This window comes from Pseudomonadota bacterium (genome assembly GCA_039815145.1).
GTDB lineage: Bacteria > Pseudomonadota > Gammaproteobacteria > Steroidobacterales > JBCBZW01 > JBCBZW01.
The window spans coordinates 36,872-55,405 of record JBCBZW010000004.1; the positions used below are offsets into that span (position 1 = coordinate 36,872).

The 18,534-nt window shown below is 66.3% G+C and carries 12 protein-coding genes; 8 read left to right on the forward strand and 4 right to left on the reverse strand.

Annotated elements, in window-relative coordinates; all coding sequences use genetic code 11:
• Positions 1 to 59 precede the first annotated feature (59 nt).
• Positions 60 to 1,448, reverse strand: a complete 1,389-nt coding sequence (locus tag AAF184_02480; protein MEO0421172.1) for a wax ester/triacylglycerol synthase family O-acyltransferase — start codon at positions 1,446 to 1,448, stop codon at positions 60 to 62.
• Positions 1,449 to 1,610: 162 nt separating this feature from the next.
• On the reverse strand, positions 1,611 to 3,743 hold the full coding sequence (locus AAF184_02485; GenBank protein ID MEO0421173.1) for a hypothetical protein: 2,133 nt from the start codon (positions 3,741 to 3,743) through the stop codon (positions 1,611 to 1,613).
• Between the two features lie 352 nt (positions 3,744 to 4,095).
• Between AAF184_02485 and AAF184_02490 the strand changes: the two genes are divergently transcribed.
• The 8 genes from AAF184_02490 to AAF184_02525 all read left to right on the forward strand — a co-directional run bounded on the left by AAF184_02490 (position 4,096) and on the right by AAF184_02525 (position 15,193).
• Positions 4,096 to 5,961 (forward strand): DUF1302 domain-containing protein, encoded by a 1,866-nt coding sequence (locus AAF184_02490; GenBank protein ID MEO0421174.1) that lies wholly within the window; start codon positions 4,096 to 4,098, stop codon positions 5,959 to 5,961.
• A gap of 38 nt (positions 5,962 to 5,999) precedes the next feature.
• A complete protein-coding gene (locus AAF184_02495) occupies positions 6,000 to 7,361 on the forward strand; it encodes a DUF1329 domain-containing protein (GenBank protein MEO0421175.1) in 1,362 nt (453 codons plus the stop codon).
• A 30-nt stretch (positions 7,362 to 7,391) separates the two neighbouring features.
• Positions 7,392 to 8,558, forward strand: coding sequence for a YCF48-related protein (locus AAF184_02500; GenBank protein ID MEO0421176.1), 1,167 nt, complete (start codon positions 7,392 to 7,394; stop codon positions 8,556 to 8,558).
• Positions 8,559 to 8,631: 73 nt separating this feature from the next.
• Positions 8,632 to 10,992 carry an MMPL family transporter gene (locus tag AAF184_02505; GenBank protein MEO0421177.1) on the forward strand — a complete coding sequence of 787 codons (2,361 nt, stop codon included), beginning with the start codon at positions 8,632 to 8,634 and terminating at the stop codon, positions 10,990 to 10,992.
• Positions 10,993 to 11,083: 91 nt separating this feature from the next.
• Positions 11,084 to 11,839: a hypothetical protein gene (locus AAF184_02510; GenBank protein MEO0421178.1), complete on the forward strand. Its 756-nt coding sequence runs from the start codon at positions 11,084 to 11,086 to the stop codon at positions 11,837 to 11,839.
• Between the two features lie 110 nt (positions 11,840 to 11,949).
• Entirely contained in the window at positions 11,950 to 13,857 is a 1,908-nt protein-coding gene (locus AAF184_02515) for an integrin alpha (protein ID MEO0421179.1), read from the forward strand.
• 67 nt (positions 13,858 to 13,924) lie between these two features.
• Positions 13,925 to 14,641, forward strand: coding sequence for a HupE/UreJ family protein (locus tag AAF184_02520; protein ID MEO0421180.1), 717 nt, complete (start codon positions 13,925 to 13,927; stop codon positions 14,639 to 14,641).
• Positions 14,642 to 14,653: 12 nt separating this feature from the next.
• Positions 14,654 to 15,193 carry a hypothetical protein gene (locus AAF184_02525; GenBank protein ID MEO0421181.1) on the forward strand — a complete coding sequence of 180 codons (540 nt, stop codon included), beginning with the start codon at positions 14,654 to 14,656 and terminating at the stop codon, positions 15,191 to 15,193.
• A gap of 124 nt (positions 15,194 to 15,317) precedes the next feature.
• Here the strand turns inward: AAF184_02525 and AAF184_02530 are convergent, their stop codons facing one another.
• A complete protein-coding gene (locus AAF184_02530; GenBank protein ID MEO0421182.1) occupies positions 15,318 to 17,129 on the reverse strand; it encodes a DUF885 domain-containing protein in 1,812 nt (603 codons plus the stop codon).
• An 89-nt stretch (positions 17,130 to 17,218) separates the two neighbouring features.
• A complete protein-coding gene (locus tag AAF184_02535) occupies positions 17,219 to 18,514 on the reverse strand; it encodes an MFS transporter (protein MEO0421183.1) in 1,296 nt (431 codons plus the stop codon).
• Between the last annotated feature and the right edge of the window lie 20 nt (positions 18,515 to 18,534).

Below are 18,534 nucleotides of genomic sequence, written 5' to 3' on the forward strand. Positions count from 1 at the left end.
GCACAGGGGGTCAAGCGCCGTTCCGGCTAACGCCGAACGTGCGATGCAGCAGGCGTGGCTCAGTCGGCGAGGCGACGTCGCAGGCGAGCGAACTCCTCGGTGAAGCGGGTGGTGATCGTCTGCGGGTCGGGCACGAGGCCTGCGTCCGTGATCACGCCGAGGCGTACCGAGCCCGCGTAGCTCATGATCGATACGCCCATTCCGAGGCGGCCGGACTGCGGCACCCAGAAAGTCATGTCCTTCACCGCGCTCCCGGCGAAACGCAGCGGCTCGGCCGGGCCTTTCACGTTGGTCATCACCAGGGTGGCCTTGCTGCCGAACAGGTTGACGATCTGCGTCTCCATCACGTCCGGCGCCATACCGAATATATTCAATAAGCTGAAGAATACATACGGTTCGGGGGAGGCCTTGAGCTCGTCCATGGCGTGCTTGACGGCGTAGAGGCGCTGCAGGGGATTCTCGATGCCGATGGGAAGCGCGAGGAACACGACGCCAAACTCGTTGCCGAGCTTGGTGCTCGGGTGGCGTCGCAGGTCCACCGGGACCACCGCACGTACGCTGGCGTTGGCCACATCGACGCCGCGTTCCTCGGTCAGGTAGTGCCCGAGGGCGCCCGCCATGGCGCTCAGGAGTACATCGTTCACCTTGGTGCCCGTGGCGGCACCGATGTCCTTGACCGTCTGCAAGGCCACCGGCGCGGACATCGCCACGTGCTTGGCCTTGCCCAGCCGGCCCTTGAAGGGCGTGTCGTGATCCGGCGCCATGGCCAGGGCGTTGCCGAGCACGGCGGCGCCCTGGCCCAGGGTCTGCCCGATCTCGAGCGCTCGGGCCGGCCGGCGCAGGCTCTCTCGAAGTTCGCGCGAGAGCACGTCGGCCACCTGGCCGCCCACCTTCAGGGCGTGTCGGGCGGGCTCGAGCAGCGCAGGGCCTGGCAAGGGTGAGTGACGATCCTCGGCGCGCGGGGCCTGCGCGGACGGCGCGGCGTCCGGCGTTGGATCCATCAGGTCGTACATCACCCGCACCATCGCCGAGCCATCTGCGATGGCGTGGTGGAAACGCATCACGGCCAGGCTGTCGCCGCGGAACGCCTCGATGAGGTGCACCTCCCAGAGCGGGCGGTCGAAGTCGAGTCCCGTGCTCGCCAGTTCGCCGATGAGACGCATCAGCTCGTCGTGATCTTGGGGGTCGTCGAGGGCGATCGCGTGCACGTGGGCGTCCACGGCGAGAGTCGGATCCGTGCGCCAGCGGGGACGCTGCAGAGGCGTCGGCCCCGGCACCACGCGTTGACGGAAGCGCTCGTAGCGAAGCAGACGCTCGCAGAAGGTGTGCTTGAAGGTGGCGAGGTCGAGCTTGCCGGTGAAGGTGAGCACGCCCGTCACCATCATGAGGTTGCTCGGATCCTCCATGTGCAACCAGGCCGTGTCGATCGGTGTCAGCGTCTCACTCATCTAGCCTGTGCCTAACGAGGACCTGGGCGGGCCGTTACGGTGGCGCGCAGCGGGCGACGGCGCTGATGGCGTCGCGAGGGCGGTTGGGAGCCGGGTGATGCCGGCTCGCCTGGTGCACGCCCGCCGCGCGCGGCGGGCCGCAAAGAGGGATAGGCAGTCGGCCTACTGTACGCAGTCGCAGCCCGTGCCCGTGTCCGGATCCACCGGCAGCGTCGTGCCGTTGGTCACCGCGAAGGTCACCGCCTGGGTCTGCAGTTCCACCGTGACCAGCGGATTCGGCCCTTGAATCACCTCGCCCGTATCGAGGTCGGTGATGAGGCTGTTCGGATCGAGGTAGGACACGTGGCCCCCGTCGGTCATACGCACGATGCCGCGCACGCCTGCCGCATCCACCGCCGTCATCGACACATCCAGCAGGCCGGCCACCTCAGCGAAGCGGTCGGTGGAGTTATCCGGCACCGTGTTGTCGTTGAGGATCTCGATCACGTGCAGGGGATGCAGCGCGGCGGCGGCGATGGCGCCATTCAGGGCGTCGACGGCGTCGAGGCCGTGCTGCCAGTCGCGCACGTAGTAGTCGAAGCTCACGGTGCCTTCGATGATGCCGGAGGCGGCGAGGCCCGCCACCAGGCCGCGTCCGAAGAAGCTGTCATCGTCGGTCAGGAACAGGGTGAAGTTACCGCCAGGGCTGCTGAGCGTGGAGGTGGTGATTTCGTCGTTGACGGCGAGCAGCGTCGCGCTCTCGATGGCACCCAGGGACACCGACGTGTGATGGATGCGGGAGGTGTCGAGATCCGGTTCGCCGTCCGCGTCGAGGTCGATCGTCGGCAGCGTGCGGATCAGGGTGGTGAAGTCGGCGGTGGTCTGGCGCACGTAGTCGCGGGCCGTGAGCGGGTCCGTCAAGCTGATCGTGAACACCTGCCCGCCCGTGTCCGTGATGCCGTCGGCGCCGGGGACGAACGTGGTGTTGCTGAACAGGTCGAGGAAGAAGTGGCGCTCGTTATCGCCGAAGGGATTGAGCGGGTTGCCCGGGCCCTGGAACAGGGGATTGGCCGGATCGATGATGCCCTGCAAGGGCAGATCGATGCCGATCACGAAGTAGCCGGCGGCGGCGAAGGAGTCGGACAGCGCCAGCATGGACGAGCGATCGCTGTTCACCCCCGAGAGGTACACCAGCACGGGCCAACCCGTGTCCGGCTTGGTTTGACCACTGAAGGCATTAGGCGCCGTGGCGAGCACGGGAATGGTCAGAGTGGTGCGCGGCACCGGCACCGGGTTGAAGCGGTTCAGGTCCGTGCCGCCAGCGCCTTGCCAGGTCGAGCCGTAGGGGTCGGCCGGATCGAGGTAGTAGGGTACATCCAGCGTGCCCACGAAGATGTCGGCCACGCCGGGGACGCCGGGGATGACGTCGGCGGTGGTAAATCCGGAGGGCGCGAGCACCGCGGTGCTGGGGCCCTGAGTCTCGTCGATCACTTCCAGCGAGTTGCGCAGGGACATGGTCGACATGCTGAAGGCCATGGCGATCGCCTCGCCCGGGATGCCGAGCAGCGCGGACTGGTCCAGCAGCGGCCCGATGGCGGCGGCGCGCAGGCCTTCCAGGATCGCGTTCTCCACCGCCTCGCCGGCGAAGTGAGCGTCGCGGATGGTGGCGAACTCAACGTCTGCAGAGAGTGCGGAGCCGTTGACGTCCGTGATGCTCGAGAGCAGGTAGATGGCGTAGGTGGTGTCCGGCAGGAACGGCTTCAGGGGCACGATCTCGAGGATGTTGCTCGGCTGGCCCGAGGCGTCCACGGACGGCGACACGCGTACCGTGTAGTCGGCGATCGCATCGGTGATGCCCGGCACCAGCGGGATGGCCGCGAAGCCGCCCGGGAAGTCGGCGTTGACGAAAGTGACGAAGAGGTTCGGGTTGGGGATGCTCGGCAAGCCCGTGGTGGGGTCCGGCAGGAACGGCACGATGCTGGTGAGGTCCGTCTCCGTCGTCATCGGGATGCTGACGTTGGCGGTGAGCGGATAGCCGTCGAGGCGATTGACCTGCGGAATCAGCGCACCTTGGGTGGTCAGGGGCGACAGCGGCAGGTTCAGGGTGCCATCTTCGCTGCCGGCGAAGTAGATGTCGTTCGGGTACGGGGCCTGTAGCCGGTCGGCGTCGGTGAGCGCCTCGGTGGCTACGTACTTGGCAGCGAAGACCGGCCGTGTCACCTGCACTGGCTCGATGCCGATATCCCCGTCGGTCTCACAACCCCCGAGCGCGGCGACGGCTGCTAGGCCCAAGACTGCACGGCAACGACTTCCCATACGAACGTTCCTTAACCACTGGATGGATCGAGGGCGGCTCTCCACCCCCGGTATAGAATACCGCGGAGCGTACGCTGCTTGTTCAAAGCATGGCAAGGCGATCGCCGAGGGAGGACGGCGCCCGCCACCTCAAGTCACCTAATGTTGCATCGCCGGAAAAGCGATCGATGCTTTTAGCGTCGTCTGGGCGTTCTCACGCTTTGGGTCAAGTGCTAGCATTCGCGAGGGTTTTAGTCGTTCGGTCGATAGCTGGGGAAGCGTCGTCGAGGGGGTGGACGATGGATGCGGTGTCCACGACCACGCTCGCGAGGACGTCCGGGCTGCGCCCGCCACCGTCCTTCGGGGATTCCATATGCTCATGAACCAGCGCCTGCGCCATCCGATTTCGGCGTGCCTTCTTTCCACGCCGTTAGTGCTCGCTCTGCCCGCGACCGCCGGGGAATTTCGCATCGGGGAGATCGAGGGTAGTTTCACCTCGAACATCTCCATCGGCTCGAGCTGGCGTACGGAGGGGGTCGATCCCGCGCTGGTCTTTTCCGGCAACTTCGAGGGCGGCCGGGCCTCCACCTCGGTGACCGACGATGGCAACCTCAACTTCGAGAAGGGCGCCCAGACCTCCTTCATCGTGAAGGGCCTGCACCAGCTGGAGCTGCAGACCGACAACATCGGCGTCTTCACCCGCTTCAAGTACTGGTACGACATCGAGTTGACCGAGGGCGATCGACCCTTCGGCAACTCCCTCAACGCCTACACGCCGAACCAGCCCCTGGAGGACAGCGGCTTCAACGACTTCGCGCGAACCCGTGGCGCGCAGCTCCTGGACGCGTACGTGTACGGTGACTTCAACCTCGGCTCCATGCCCGGCGAGCTGCGCATCGGTGAGCAGGTGGTGAGCTGGGGTGAGAGCACGTTCATCCAGAACGGCATCAACATCATCAACCCGGTCGACGTGACCGCCTTCCGCCGGCCCGGCGTGGAGATCAAGGAAGGCCTGCTGCCCGTCGGCATGGTCTACACCTCCTTGGGCCTCACCGAGACCCTCAACGTCGAAGCCTTCTACCAGTGGGAGTGGCAGAAGAGCCCGATCGACGGTTGCGGCACCTTCTTCTCGACCGTGGATGTGGCCGCCGACGGCTGTAACTTCGTGACCGTGCAACCGGTGAACGTGTCCGACCAGGCCGCCTTGGCCAACGGCCTGTTCATCACCCGCACGGACGACCGCGAACCGGACAACCAGGGCCAGTTCGGTATCTCCCTGAAGTACTTCGCCGAGGAGTTGAACTTCACCGAGTTCGGCCTGTACTTCGTGAACTACCACAGCCGCCTGCCGCTGCTCGGCGGCACCACCTCGAGCAACGTGCTGCTCGGGGGCGAGGCTGGCACCGGCGGCTTCTTTATCCCTGGCGATCCCCTCGGCGGCAACCCGCAGTACTTCGCGGAGTTCCCGGACGACATCAAGCTCTACGGCTTTAGCTTCAACACCAACGTCGGCGGCTTCGCCCTGTCCGGTGAGGCGAGCTATCGCCAGGACCTGCCAGCGCAGATCAACACTACCGAGCTGCTCCAAGCCGGCGTCGCCGGCGCGCCCTGGAGCACCTTGACGCCGACCGTGTTGACCACGGCGCCGGGTCAGGACTTCGCCGGCTTCGAACGCTTCGACATGCTTCAGCTGCAAGCCACGGTTGTGAAGTTTTTTGAACGGGTGATGGGGGCGGATCGCCTGAGCGTGGTGGCGGAAGTGGGCTTTGCCTCGGTGCAGGACGTGCCCGATCAGTCAGAGCTGCGCTTCGGTCGTTCGGCCACCTTCGGCATCGGCGACTTCGGCGACCTGGAACTCGCGCCGGGCCTATCGGTCAACTGTGAAGGCAACGAGGCACTCGGGTTGGTCCCGAATCCGTCGCCGGAGAACTGCACCCGGGACGGTTTCCTGACCGATACCTCCTGGGGCTATCGCCTGCGCCTGGAGTGGCAGTACCTCAACGCGTTCAAGGGCATCAACCTGCGCCCGAGCATCGCCTGGTCCCACGACGTGGACGGTTACTACCCGGAGCCTGCGCCCATCTTCGTGGAGGGTCGCCAGGTGCTGGGTCTGCGCCTCGCCGGTGACTACAACAACCGTTACTTTGGCGACATTGCCTACACCCGTTTCTCGGGCGGCGACTACAACGTGTCCCGCGACCGAGACTTCTTCTCGCTCAGCTTCGGCGTGAGCTTCTGAGCTAACAACGCCGATCACCTCGAGGGGGTTCCCAAACAATGCTGAACGTCAAATTCTCCACCACCGTGGCAGCCGCGGTGCTGTCCGTCTTCGCGCATCCGCTGGCGGCCGCCGTGTCCGCCGACGACGCGGCCCGCCTGGGCGGCGACGAGCTCACACCGATCGGCGCCGAGCGTGCCGGCAACGCTGATGGCTCCATTCCGGCCTGGGAGCCGCTGGCGAGTCCTCCGTCGGACTTCGTTGCGGGCAAGCCCCTGGTAGATCCCTTCGCAGACGAGGCACCGCTGTTCACCATCACGGCGGCCAACCATGAGGAGTACAAGGACAAGCTCTCCGCAGGCCAGATCGGCATGCTGAAGCGCTATCCGGACACCTACCGTATCCCCGTCTATCCGAGCCATCGCATCGCCGAGTATCCGGCCGAGGTGTACGCGAAGATCAAGGCGAACGCTACCGTGGTGGAAACCGTGGAAGGCGGCAACGGCATCACCAACAACGAGTCCGATTGCCCGTTCCCGATTCCCGCCAACGGCACCGAAGTGATCTGGAACCACATCCTGCGTTACCGCGGTGGCAGCGTGAAGCGCACCTACACCCAGATCCCGGTGCAGAAGAACGCCAGCTTCAGCCCGATCGTGTTCGAAGACCAGGTCAGCTGGGCCAACCAGCTGGACGGCGACATCGACGCCAACCGCCTGTTCTTCTACAAGCAGCGCATCGACGCGCCGGCGCGCCTGGAGGGCAACGTGCTGCTGGTGCACGAGAACCTGAACCAAGTGGCGGAACCTCGTGCTGCTTGGCTCTACAACGCGGGTCAGCGTCGCGTGCGTCGCGCCCCGGACGTGGCCTACGACGGCCCTGGCACGGCGGCGGACGGTCTGCGCACCTCCGATGATCTCGACCTCTTCAACGGCGCCCTCGATCGCTACGACTGGGAGCTGGTGGGCAAGCGTGAGATGTACATCGGCGGCAACAACTACAAGCTGCTGAACAAGGACGTGCGCTACAAGGACATGCTGGGCAAAGGCCACATCAACCCTGACTACCTGCGCTACGAGCTGCGTCGCGTCTGGGTGGTCGATGCCAAGCTCAAGGATGGCAAGCGCCACGTGTACTCGCGCCGCACCTTCTACATCGACGAGGACACCTGGCAGATCGTCGCCGTCGACCAGTACGACGGTCGCGGTGAGCTGTGGCGCGTGAAGGAAGCGCACAGCATGACTCACTACCACGTGAAGGTGCCCTGGTACGCCGTGGAAGTGCAGTACGATCTCGTCAACGGTCGCTACCTGCCGATCGGCCTCGAGAACGAGCTCTCCGGTTACACCTACGAGTGGAACTACAAGACCAACGCGACCGAGTACACGCCGTCGGCCCTGCGCCGCGCTGGGCGTGGCTAAGTCGTTCGCTCGGTGAGGGAGCGATCCTTGTTGTCTATCTCTGAAGAAGCGGGCGTTCGGCGCCCGCTTCGCCTTTCACCCCTCAGTGCCTTGTTGGCGGCGGCCCTGGTGGCCATGGCGCCGGCGAAGGCGCAAGAGTCCGTCGACTTCACTCATCTGCCGGCGCTCGAGAATCCGACCGTCGCAGAGGCCTTGATGCTCGCGGTGACGCGTGCCGGCGACCGTCTGGTGGCTGTCGGCGAGCGCGGGTTGATCGCTTATTCCGAGGACGGCGGCGACTCCTGGACCCAGGCGACGGTGCCCTTGTCGGTCAACCTTACGAGCGTTGCCTTCATCGATGACCAGCGCGGTGCCGCCGGCGGGCATGAGGGTATGGTGCTGACCACCGAGGACGGTGGCGCCACCTGGGCCGAGCGCTTCGATGGCGTGAAGGCCACCCAGCAGGAGATCGCCTTCGCCGAGGAGAAGATCACCAGCGCCCAAGCGGCCCTCGACGCCCTGGAAGAGGGGGCTGACGATATGGACGCCTCCCTCGCCGTGGAAGATGCCCAGTGGGCCCTGGAAGATCTCCAGACAGCCCTCGATGAGGGGCCCTCCAATCCCTTCCTGGCCCTGTGGTTCGACGATGGCGGGAAAGGCGTGGCCGCGGGCGCCTACGGCACCTTGTTCGCGACGGCCAACGGCGGCGAGGCGTGGACCCTTGCGGCGCGCAACATCGAGAACCCGGACAAGTATCACTATTACGGCATCGATCAGGCCGGCGACGGCACGCTCTATCTCGTTGGCGAAGCGGGTCTGCTGTACCGCTCCGATGACGGCGGCGCCACCTGGATCACCCTGGACAGCCCCTACGAGGGCTCCTACTTCAGTGTGCTCACCGGCACGGACGGTGATGAGGCTTACGTGCTCGCCTTCGGCCTGCGCGGCAACATCTATCGCTCGACGGACCGTGGTGAGCAGTGGCAGCGCATCGACGTCGCCAACCAGGCCTCGCTCACCGCCGGCACGCACCTGGCCGATGGTCGGGTGGTCCTGGTGGGCAACTCGGGCGCCATCCTGGTGAGCGCCGATCACGGGCGCACCTTCTCGGTGAGCTACCGAGAGGATCGCCTGTCGTTGAGCGGTGTGGCGGCGGCGGACCCGTCGCATGTGGTGGTGGTCGGTGCAGCCGGCATCCACCGAGTGGAAATTCCCTAAGCTAAGGAAGGCCAGCTTGGCTACGCAAGACGACCAGGCGAACGAATTGCCTGAGCAGCCCACGGGCGCCCTCGTGAGCTTCTTCGAGAAGCTCTTCTTCGGTAACCGCCCCCTGTGGCTGATCGCCTTCGTCATCGCCACCCTGGCGCTCGGCTATCAGGCCTCTCAGCTGCGCGCCGATGCCAGCTTCCTGAAGATGATCCCCACGGGTCATCCCTTCATCGAGAACTACATCGAGAACCGCGCCGCTCTGGCCGCCCTCGGCAACACGATTCGTATCGTGGTGGCCGCGGAGGATGGCGATATCTTCAGCGCCGAGTACCAGGAGGCGCTGAAGCAGATCACCGACGAGGTGTTCCTGAACGTGGAGGGCGTCGATAAGGGCGGCCTCGAATCGCTGTGGACGCCCAACGTGCGCTGGAGCGAGGTCACGGAGGAGGGCTTCGTCGGCGGCACGGTGGTGCCCGACTCCTACGACGGCTCGCCCGAGAGCCTGGAAGAGCTGCGCGCGAACGTGCTGCGCTCGGGTACCGTGGGCCGACTCGTCGCCAACGACTTCAAGTCCTCGATCATCCTGGCGCCGATCGTCGATGAGAACCCGACCACGGGCGAGCGTCTCGACTACCGCCAGCTCTCCCGCGAGCTGGAGACGCGCGTTCGCGACATCTACCAGACCGACAACATCCGCATCCACATGGTGGGCTTCGCCAAAGTGGTCGGCGATCTGATCGAGGGCTCCAGCCAGGTGGCCACCTTCTTCGCCATCGCCTTCCTGATCACCATGGTGCTGCTCTTCGCCTACTCGCGCTGCCCCTACGCCACGGGCATCACCTTGCTCTGCTCGACGGTGGCCGTGGTCTGGCAGCTGGGCCTCCTGCGTGCTCTCGGCTTCGGCCTGGATCCGTACTCCATGCTGGTGCCGTTCCTGGTGTTCGCCATCGGCATCTCCCACGGCGTGCAGATGGTCAACACGATCGCCATCCAGTCCACCTTCGGCGCGCCGTGTGAGAAGGCGTGCCGGGAGACCTTCCGGCGCCTGTGCACGCCCGGCATCATCGCCCTGGTGAGCGATGGCATCGGCTTCTTCACCCTGCGGGTGATCGATATTCCGGTGATCAAGGAGCTCGCGGTCACGGCCAGCCTCGGCATCGCCGTGCTGATCCTCACCAACCTCGTGCTCCTGCCCCTGCTCATGTCCTTCTCGGGCGTCTCCAAGGGGTGCATCAACTTCTACGCCTCGCGCAGCGGCAAGCCGCAGCCGTTGTGGCGCTTCGTCTCCAACTTCTCCCATCCCACGACGGCTCGGATCACCGTGGGGGTGGCGGCGCTGCTCTTCGTGGTGGGGCTGATCGGCGGCCGCGGGCTGCAGATCGGCGATCTCGATCCCGGCGCGCCGGAACTGCGCCCGGACTCGCGCTACAACCAGGACAACGCCTACCTCACGGCGCACTACTCCACCAGCACGGACGTGTTCGTGGTGATGGTGCAGACCGAGAGCCAGCAGTGCGGCAGCTACGAGGCCGTGACGGCTATGGATCGCCTGCAGTCGGAGCTGGCGACGGTGGCCGGCGTGCAGTCGGCGCTCTCGTTGGTGAACGTGGCCAAGCTGGTGAACGCCGGCATGAACGAGGGCAACCTCAAGTGGGCCGTGCTCAGTCGCAATCGACTCGTGCTGAACAACAGCACCAGCCGTGCGCCCAGCACGCTCATGAACACGGACTGCAGCATGGCGCCCGTGCTGGTGTTCCTGGACGATCACAAGGCGGCCACCCTCGAGCGGGTCGTGGCGGCGACGTCGGACTTCGCCGAACGCTACGACAGCGAGACCGTGCGCTTCGAGCTCGCCGCCGGTAACGCGGGGGTCGAGGCCGCGACCAACATGGTGATCGCCCGCGCCCAATACGAGATGCTCGCCTGGGTGTACGGCGTGGTGGCCGTGCTCTGCTTGATCACCTTCCGTTCCGTGCGCGTGGTGCTCTGTATCATCCTGCCGCTGGCGCTGACCTCCGTGTTGGCCCAGGCGCTCATGGCGTGGCTCGGTATCGGCGTGAAGGTGGCGACCTTGCCCGTGATCGCCCTAGGCGTGGGCATCGGCGTGGACTACGGCATATACATCTACAGTCGCCTGGAGCGCTACCTCGAGCGCGGTATCCGCCTGCGTGAGGCCTACTACAAGACCCTGAAGACCACCGGCACCGCGGTGGCCTTCACAGGCTTTACCCTGGCCGTGGGCGTGGGCACCTGGATCTTCTCACCCATCAAGTTCCAGGCCGACATGGGCGTGATGCTCACCTTCATGTTCCTGTGGAACATGCTCGGTGCCCTGGTCCTGCTGCCCGCCTTGGCGCGGATGCTGATCAAGCTCGACAAGTACTACGATACGGGCAAGCAGGCCAGCGCGGACGAGGCCGTGCCGGCGGGATCCACCGCGTAGGGATACACCCGGCCCATGAGCATCTCCATGGGTTTGGGTCTGCTCGCCGCCTCCGCCGCAGCGCTCGCAGCGATGCCTGATCGTCGCGCCGGTGTGGATCGCCGAGGGTGCCTTCTGTGAGCCCGAGACCGTATTGCCGATGCCGGGCGATCGCCTGCTGGTCTCGAACGTCTGCGACTACGGTACCGACGGTACGGGCTACCTAACGGAACTCTCGGCTGACGGTCAGGTGGTGACGGAACGGCTGATCGACAGCCTGGACGCGCCGCTGGGGATGGCGCGTCACGATGAGCGCCTTTACGTCGTCGACCGCAACACGGTCCGCGTGTACGTCCTGGCAGATCTATCAGCGGAAGCCACCATTGCGTTGCCGTCTCGTGTCGCCAACGACATCGCCGTCCGCGAGGACGGCACGCTGCTCGTCACAGATACCGCCGCCGGCCACGTCTACGTCGTGTCTCCCTCATCGGCAATCTCCACGCTGACACCGCAGCCCGCCTTCCCGGGCGCCAACGGTATCGCCGTGGATCACGACGTGCTGTGGGTCGGGGGCGAGCGCCTGTGGCGCATCGACCTTGAGTCTCTGGGCGTCGAGGTGATCGGCCCCGCCTGGCTCACCGATATCGATGGCATCGAAGTGGTCGACGCGCACGTGCTCCAGGTGACGCCGGTCGACGGCCCATTGGTGCAGTTGGTCGACGGCGTGGTGACCTCGGTCACCGCCGTGGAGGGCGTTGGCAGCGCTAACCACGGCTATCAGGCAAGTACCGGACTCGTCCTGATCCCGACGGGATACGACAACCAGGTGGTCGCCTTTCGAGTCGCCGGATACAACTCCACGCCGTAACTTATGCTGCATCTTGGGGTGTATCGTCGTTCGGCAACAGCGTGGTTTCTACAAATCACCGAGCGAACCCGCTGGTTTGCTATCGTAGGCGCAACACAAGGAGGTGTCCCATGGGCGGCAGCGTCAAGTTGAGCTGGGCGGCCGGTTGGGTGGCGCTCGCGAGCACCCTCGCACAGGCGGCCGTATTTCCCCCGGAGATCGAGGTGAGTAGCTTCCTCTCGCAGAACGGTGGAGATGGGAGCGTAGGACTTGCGATCCTCGGCGCGGTGGATGAGGACGCCGTCGGCGAGGCGGTGACTTCGGGCGGTGACATCAATGGCGATGGCGTCGCGGACATCGCCCTCGGCGCCCCGGGGTTCGATTTCGACGGCAACAACCGTAGCGGTGGCGTCTTCGTGCTCTACGGCGATGATGCGCTCGGCGCGGATATCGATCTCACTCAACTCACCCCTGCGGCGAATCCGGACGGCAGCGCGGGTTTTCTGATCACGACGTTCTTCGGCTCCGTGCGTCTCGGCGAGACGGCCGCGGACATCGGTGATCTCAGCGGTGATGGCACGGACGATCTGCTGTTCGCGGCGCCCTCGCTCGGTGCGGGCGTCGCCTACCTGCTGGAGGGGCGCCTCGGCGCCGCCCCCTTCCCGGCGATCTTCGATGTCGACGAACTGACCTTCAATGGCGTGGGGGCCAACTTCGTCGGCTCCGTGGAACCGGAGTCCCCGCCCGGGCTGCCCGATGAGGAGGCAGGACGGGCGCTGGCCGCCGCCGGCGATGTAAACGGTGATGGGATCTCCGACCTGATCATCGGCGGCCCTGCAGCTTCCCTGCCCGACCTCGCTCGTCCCAAGGGAGTCGGACGAAGCTACGTCGTCTACGGCCCCACCGATCGCCTGCGCAACAACAACGATCTGCTCGACTGGACCGCCGGCGGCGGCAACGACGGCACGCTGGGGTTCGTCCTGGATGGTTTCGAGCAGGACAGCCGCGTCGGCACCGCCGTGAGCACCGCTGGCGATTTGAACGGAGACGGTCTGGATGACGTGGCGATCGTCGCCCTCGGCCTCGGCCAAGTGGTGGTGATCTACGGCCGCACGGAGCTCTTCCCGGTGGAGTACGACATGCGCGCCTTCGCGCCCCAGGTCGCGGACGGCGCCCTCGGTTTCGTTATCGAGACAGGTCGGGACGTCTCGCTTGTCGGGTCGAAGCTGTTGGGTGGCGTGGACTGGAACGGCGATGGCCGGGACGATCTCGTCGTCACGGACTTCGGGACGCCCCCTCAGGTGTTCATCATCTACGGCCGCGGCGACAACTTCGAACCGCAGTTCGATCTGAACCAGCTACGCGATGGCGACGGCAGCGCCGGCGTGCAGATCATCCCCGCCCGCGACGAGCGCAACTCGCTGACGGCCCTGACCAGTGGGGATCTGAATCACGACGGCCTGACCGATCTGGTGATCGGCGCCGCCTCGAACGAGCGTGCCTACCTGCTCTTCGGCCGCCAAGGCGGATTCCCGGCCCAGGTCGATCTCGAGAACTTGTTCGCGGCCAACGGCGGAGACGGCAGCCGCGGCGTCGTGCTGACCTTGGACGACGGTGGCAACAATACCTTCGGGTTGACGATGTCGGCCGGTGGGGACGTCAACGGCGATGGCACCGACGACTTGACCATCGGTGCCCCGAACGCGTTCACGGCAGGTGCCGCCTTCGTCCTCTACGGCCGCGCGGACAGCGACGCCGACGGCATCGCCGATCGACTCGACAACTGCATCGACGTGCCCAATGGCGATCAGCGAGACACGAACGGCGATGGCTACGGCAACGCCTGCGACGCCGACCTCGATGATGACTGCATCGTGCTGGCGCAGGACTGGTTCATCATGCGCGACGTGCTCGGTACGGACGACGGGGACGCGGATCTCGACGGCAACGGGGTCGTCGACATCGGTGACGCCCTGACGCTCTTCCAGCGCCGGTTGCAGCCGCCTGGACCGTCCGGCGTCAGCGACACCTGCCCCTGAGGCGACCTGCCGTCGCGCGAGATGCTCTACACTCGGGTCGCCGCACGCCGTTGATCTCGCCGAACCTATGTCACCGACACTCGCCTACCGCGCCCGCCCAGGTGCGCTCCTGTTTACGCTCACGACGCTGCTGCTACTGCTCGGCGCCGCGGCCCCGAGCTTCGGCCACGGCGTGGACGAGGGCACGCGCGACTTCCTGAGCCAGGCGAGCGGCTTGCTGATCGGGCCGTTTCTCTACATCGGCGCCAAGCACATGGTGACCGGTTACGACCATCTGCTGTTCCTCTTCGGCGTGATGTTCCTGCTGGTGCGCAGCCGCGACGTGTTGACCTACGTGACCTTGTTCACCCTCGGTCACAGCACCACCTTGCTTCTCGGCGTGCTCGCGGGCCTATCGCTGAACGCCTACCTGGTGGACGCGGTCATCGGCCTGTCAGTGCTCTACAAGGGCTTTGATAACCTCAGCGGGTTTCCAGCGCTCGGTCTGCCTCGTCCGGAACCGAAGCTCATGGTGGCGTTGTTCGGCCTGGTGCACGGCTTCGGTCTTGCGACCAAGCTGCAGGACTTCGAGCTGCCGCGCGAGCATCTGTTCGGCAACCTGCTGGCCTTCAACGTGGGCGTTGAGATCGGCCAGCTGTTGGCGCTCGGCGTGATCCTCATGTTGCTCAATCTGTGGCGCCGCCACCGCTCCTTCGCCGGCGCAGCATTGCTGACCAATACCCTGCTGATGACCGCAGGTGTCGTGTTGATCGGTTTGCAACTCGGCGGCTATTACTTCTCCTAGGAGGGATTATCCATGACAGCCTCTGCAGGTAGCCCTCGCAACGCGCTGGGCGCGCTGGCCGCGGCGCTCGTGCTCGGCGTCACGATCGTGCTCACCGCCGTCTTGCCCGCGGAGTACGGGGTCGATCCGACCGGCATCGGCCAGCGTCTCGGCTTGCTCCAGCTGGCGGGGCCCGCTCCCGCCGCCGCCGCCGAGGCTGGCGACGAGCCGCCGGCGGTGGCCGCAAGTGCCCCGGGAAGCCACGTCGTGACCCTGGCTCCCGATGAGGGGATCGAGTACAAGCTGATCATGACCTCAGGTCAGCGCTTGGAGTATCGCTGGATCGCCAGTGCCGTCGTGCACGTAGACCTGCACGGGGAGCCGGAGGGAGATACGACCGGGTACTACGAGAGCTACGCGGTCAGCAATGCGCGGGAGATGCAGGGCAAGTTCTCCGCCCTCTTCGATGGCACCCACGGCTGGTACTGGCGCAACGATGGTGAAGAAGCGGTGACCATCGACCTGAGCTTCGGCGGGCAGTACGTCGGCATCAAAGACATGGATGCACCGTAGGCGTTCCGCCGTGGCGCCTCGATCCGCGGCCAAGTGAATCGATCAACTTCACCTAACTGAACCTTGGTCTCCCTGCCGGCAAGCGCCGGAACAGGGAGACTCGGCTGCGGACGGGTTGAGCGGATCAACGCCGCGCAGAGGCTGATCTCGCCGGTGCCTGCGAAGGCACGAAGGTCTCCATCACCGCCTGCTCCAGCAACTCCGGCGGCAGCAGGCCCTGGGCCAGGATGAAGTCGTGGAAGGCCTTGGCGTCGAAGCGATCGCGCAGCTTCAGCTCCGTGCGCGTGCGCAGGGATTGGAGCTTGGTGTAGCCGTAGTAGTAGGCGGTGGCCTGGCCGGGGATGCGGTAGGTGTAGCGCTCGATCTCGTTCTGGGCCCAGGACTCGCCCAGCACCACCTCGTCGGTGAGCACGGCCTTGGCCTCCTCGGGCGTGATCACGCCGAGGTTCAACATGGGGTCCAGGAACATACGTGCGGCGCGCGCGAGGCGGTATTGGAGGCCGATCAGCTGGGCGTCGAGCGGCATGTAGGGCTTCACGATGGCTTCAGCGTAGAGGGCCCAGCCCTCCACGTTGGCGCTGTTGAAGGCGAACACGGCCCGGGTGTAAGACACGCCGCCCTCGATCATGGCGGAGAACTGCAGCTCGTGGCCGGGGCGCGCCTCGTGGGCGGTCAGGGTCCAGGCGCCGGCCTCGTAGTTGTCGTCGTGGCCGCCACCGTGGTTGGCGGTGGTCGCATCGAGCTTGGGTAGCACGAAGTTGGGGTACTCGCCGGTGTTGCCCATGAGGCGCGGAATATCCAGGTGTGGGGCCGGCTGGGCCGCCGTCTCCGCGTCGGAGGCGATGCGGATACCCGCTTCGCGCTCGGGCAGGCTAACGAGATCGTTCTCTTCGATACGCGCTTCCAGCTCGCTCAGCACCTTGCGGTAGAAGGGCAGGATCTGGTCGGCGGGGATCTGCTGCTTCTTCAGCTCGCGGATGACATCGCGATAGTCCGTGCTGTCAAAGCCGTGCTCGGCGGCCACCAGGGGGGCGAGGGCGATCATCTCGTTCTTGATGTCGGCGAAGCCCTGGGTGGCGATGGCGATCAGCTCCTGCGGGGAGGCATCGACGCCCCAGTTGTGAAGGGCGTCGGCGTAGAGCTCAGGCGGCAGACGGTAGTCGTCGCGGGCGCGGGTGAGCAGTTCGTCGCGCAGCCATTGCTCGTAGACTTCCAGTTGTGCCTTGAGCTTGGCGTAAGGCTTCTCCCAGCCCGCCACCTCAGCCTTGATGAACAGTTGCTCGAGGCCTTCGACGAAGCGGCCGGCGCGTTGCAGATCTTGTTCCACCTGGCCCCGATAGGGCCCCTGCAGACCGTCGACGTCGAAGCGAGCGGCCGTGTTTGCCTTGGCCAACTCCGTGAGCGGGGTGTAGCCATCCTCCATGCCGGCGTAGCGTCGCAGGCGGACCACGGCGGCGGGGTAGCGTTCGGCGGGGATCTGGTCATCGATCAGGGCGCGGATGCCCTGGAACACGGTTTGCGCCACGTTGTTGTAGGGGATCAGGTGAGCGCGGTTCAGGGCGTTGCTCTTGAGCGTGTCGTCGGTGGCTTTGAGGAGGATCTCCAGGTCCTGCCGCACCAGGGCGTGGGATTCCTGCTCGAGTCGTCGGGCGAGTTCCTCGCGGGCGGCGGCCACGTCGGCGTTGAAGCGCTCAGAGCGCTGTGGACGCAGATCGATGATCTTCTCATCGAGGCCGTCGACGCCGAGGGCACCGGCCCCTTCGGGGTTGTACTTGGCGAGGATCTCGAGCACGACGTTGGCGTGGGCGTTCGAGCGCTCCACCCAATCGTCATACTCCTCGGCGGCGTGAACGGTGCTGGCGAGTAGGCCGGTGGCGACGACAGCGGCGGCGGCCTTCGCGGCCAGGCGCGATGGCGGGTGGGAGAGGGCGAACATGGGCGGCAGTCCCCTGTGTTGATGAGTTCCGTACGCCCGTTGATGCCCGGCTCACCGGGTTGGTTGCAGGCTACAACTCGCCCTGCGCTTCAACGGCGCCCGCCGGCCATGGCGGTGGCCTCCGGCAGGGCGCGAAGGCGCAGCATCGCCGCCACGCCGACGATCGGACCCAGCGCCAGCAGGGCCATGGCCATCGGCCAGCTCGCGCGCTCGGCCACCACGGGGAGGAGCTGGATGCTCACCATCGTGAGGAGAAAGCCCAGCGCCGTCTGCAGCGTGAGGGCGGTGCCGATGCGATGGGGTGGCGTGAGTTCGCTGACCGCGGCGCTGAACTGGGCGCTGTCGGCGATTACAGCCGCACCCCACACCAGGCAGATCGCCGAGAGCAGGGGCGGATGGGAGAAGCTCGCAGCGGCGCCGAGGGCGGCCAGCCCCGACAGACCCATCGCGATGGCGGTGACCGCCGTGCGACCGAGGCGGTCCGCAAACCAGCCGGCCACGACGCAGGCAGGTGCGCCGATGGCGATCGTGGCGAAGGCGACCCAGCGTGCGTTGCTTTCCGGGAGTCCCTGCGAAGCGAAGGATAGCGATAGGTAAAGCGGCACCCAGGTCCACATGGCGTACAGCTCCCACATGTGGCCAAGGTAGCCGAGGTTGGCCAGGCGCACGTCACGGGCGCCGAGAAGGGCCGGCACCTCGCCCCAGCGAAAGGCACCGCTGCCGGGCGGGGCGGCGAAGGGGCCGAGCCGCAGGGGCAGGGCGAGGGCGGCGCCCAGGAGTGCCAGTAAGCTCGCACCGAGCACGATCATTCGCCAGGCCGGCAGGGCGCTGCCGCCGGCATCGGCGAGGGTGGCGTTGAGCAGGTGAGGCATGGAGGAGCCCACCGTGAGCGCCCCGATCAGCATGCCGACGAAGAGGCCGCGCCGCTTGCGCGTCCAGCTGGCGACCAGCTTCATGCCCGGGGGGTACACGCCCGCGAGGAGCATGCCCGTGAGGCCGCGCAGGACCAGCGCCCCTTCGAAGCCCGTGCCGGGCAGGGTGATCGCCGCGTTGGCCAGGGCCGCGAGGGCGGCACTCACGGCGATCAGCGTGCGCGTCGGCAGGCGATCGGCGAGCCCGGTGAATGCGCTCGCCAGGGCGCCCAGGACGAACCCCAGCTGCACGCTGGCCGTGAGCCAGCCCGACTGACCGCCAGCCAGGGCCCACTCCTCGGCGAGTTGCGGCACCACCGCCGAGGCGGAGAACCACAGTCCCATGGCGAGGAGCACGCTGGCCCCGAGCAGGGCGTACTGGCCCTCGGGTTCGGGCTGCTCCTCGGCTCGGGGGGCATCGAGTGGATCGGTCAGACGGGTGCCTCCGCTGGGATACGTGCAAAGCGATCGCACGCGATCCTAGCATTCGCTAG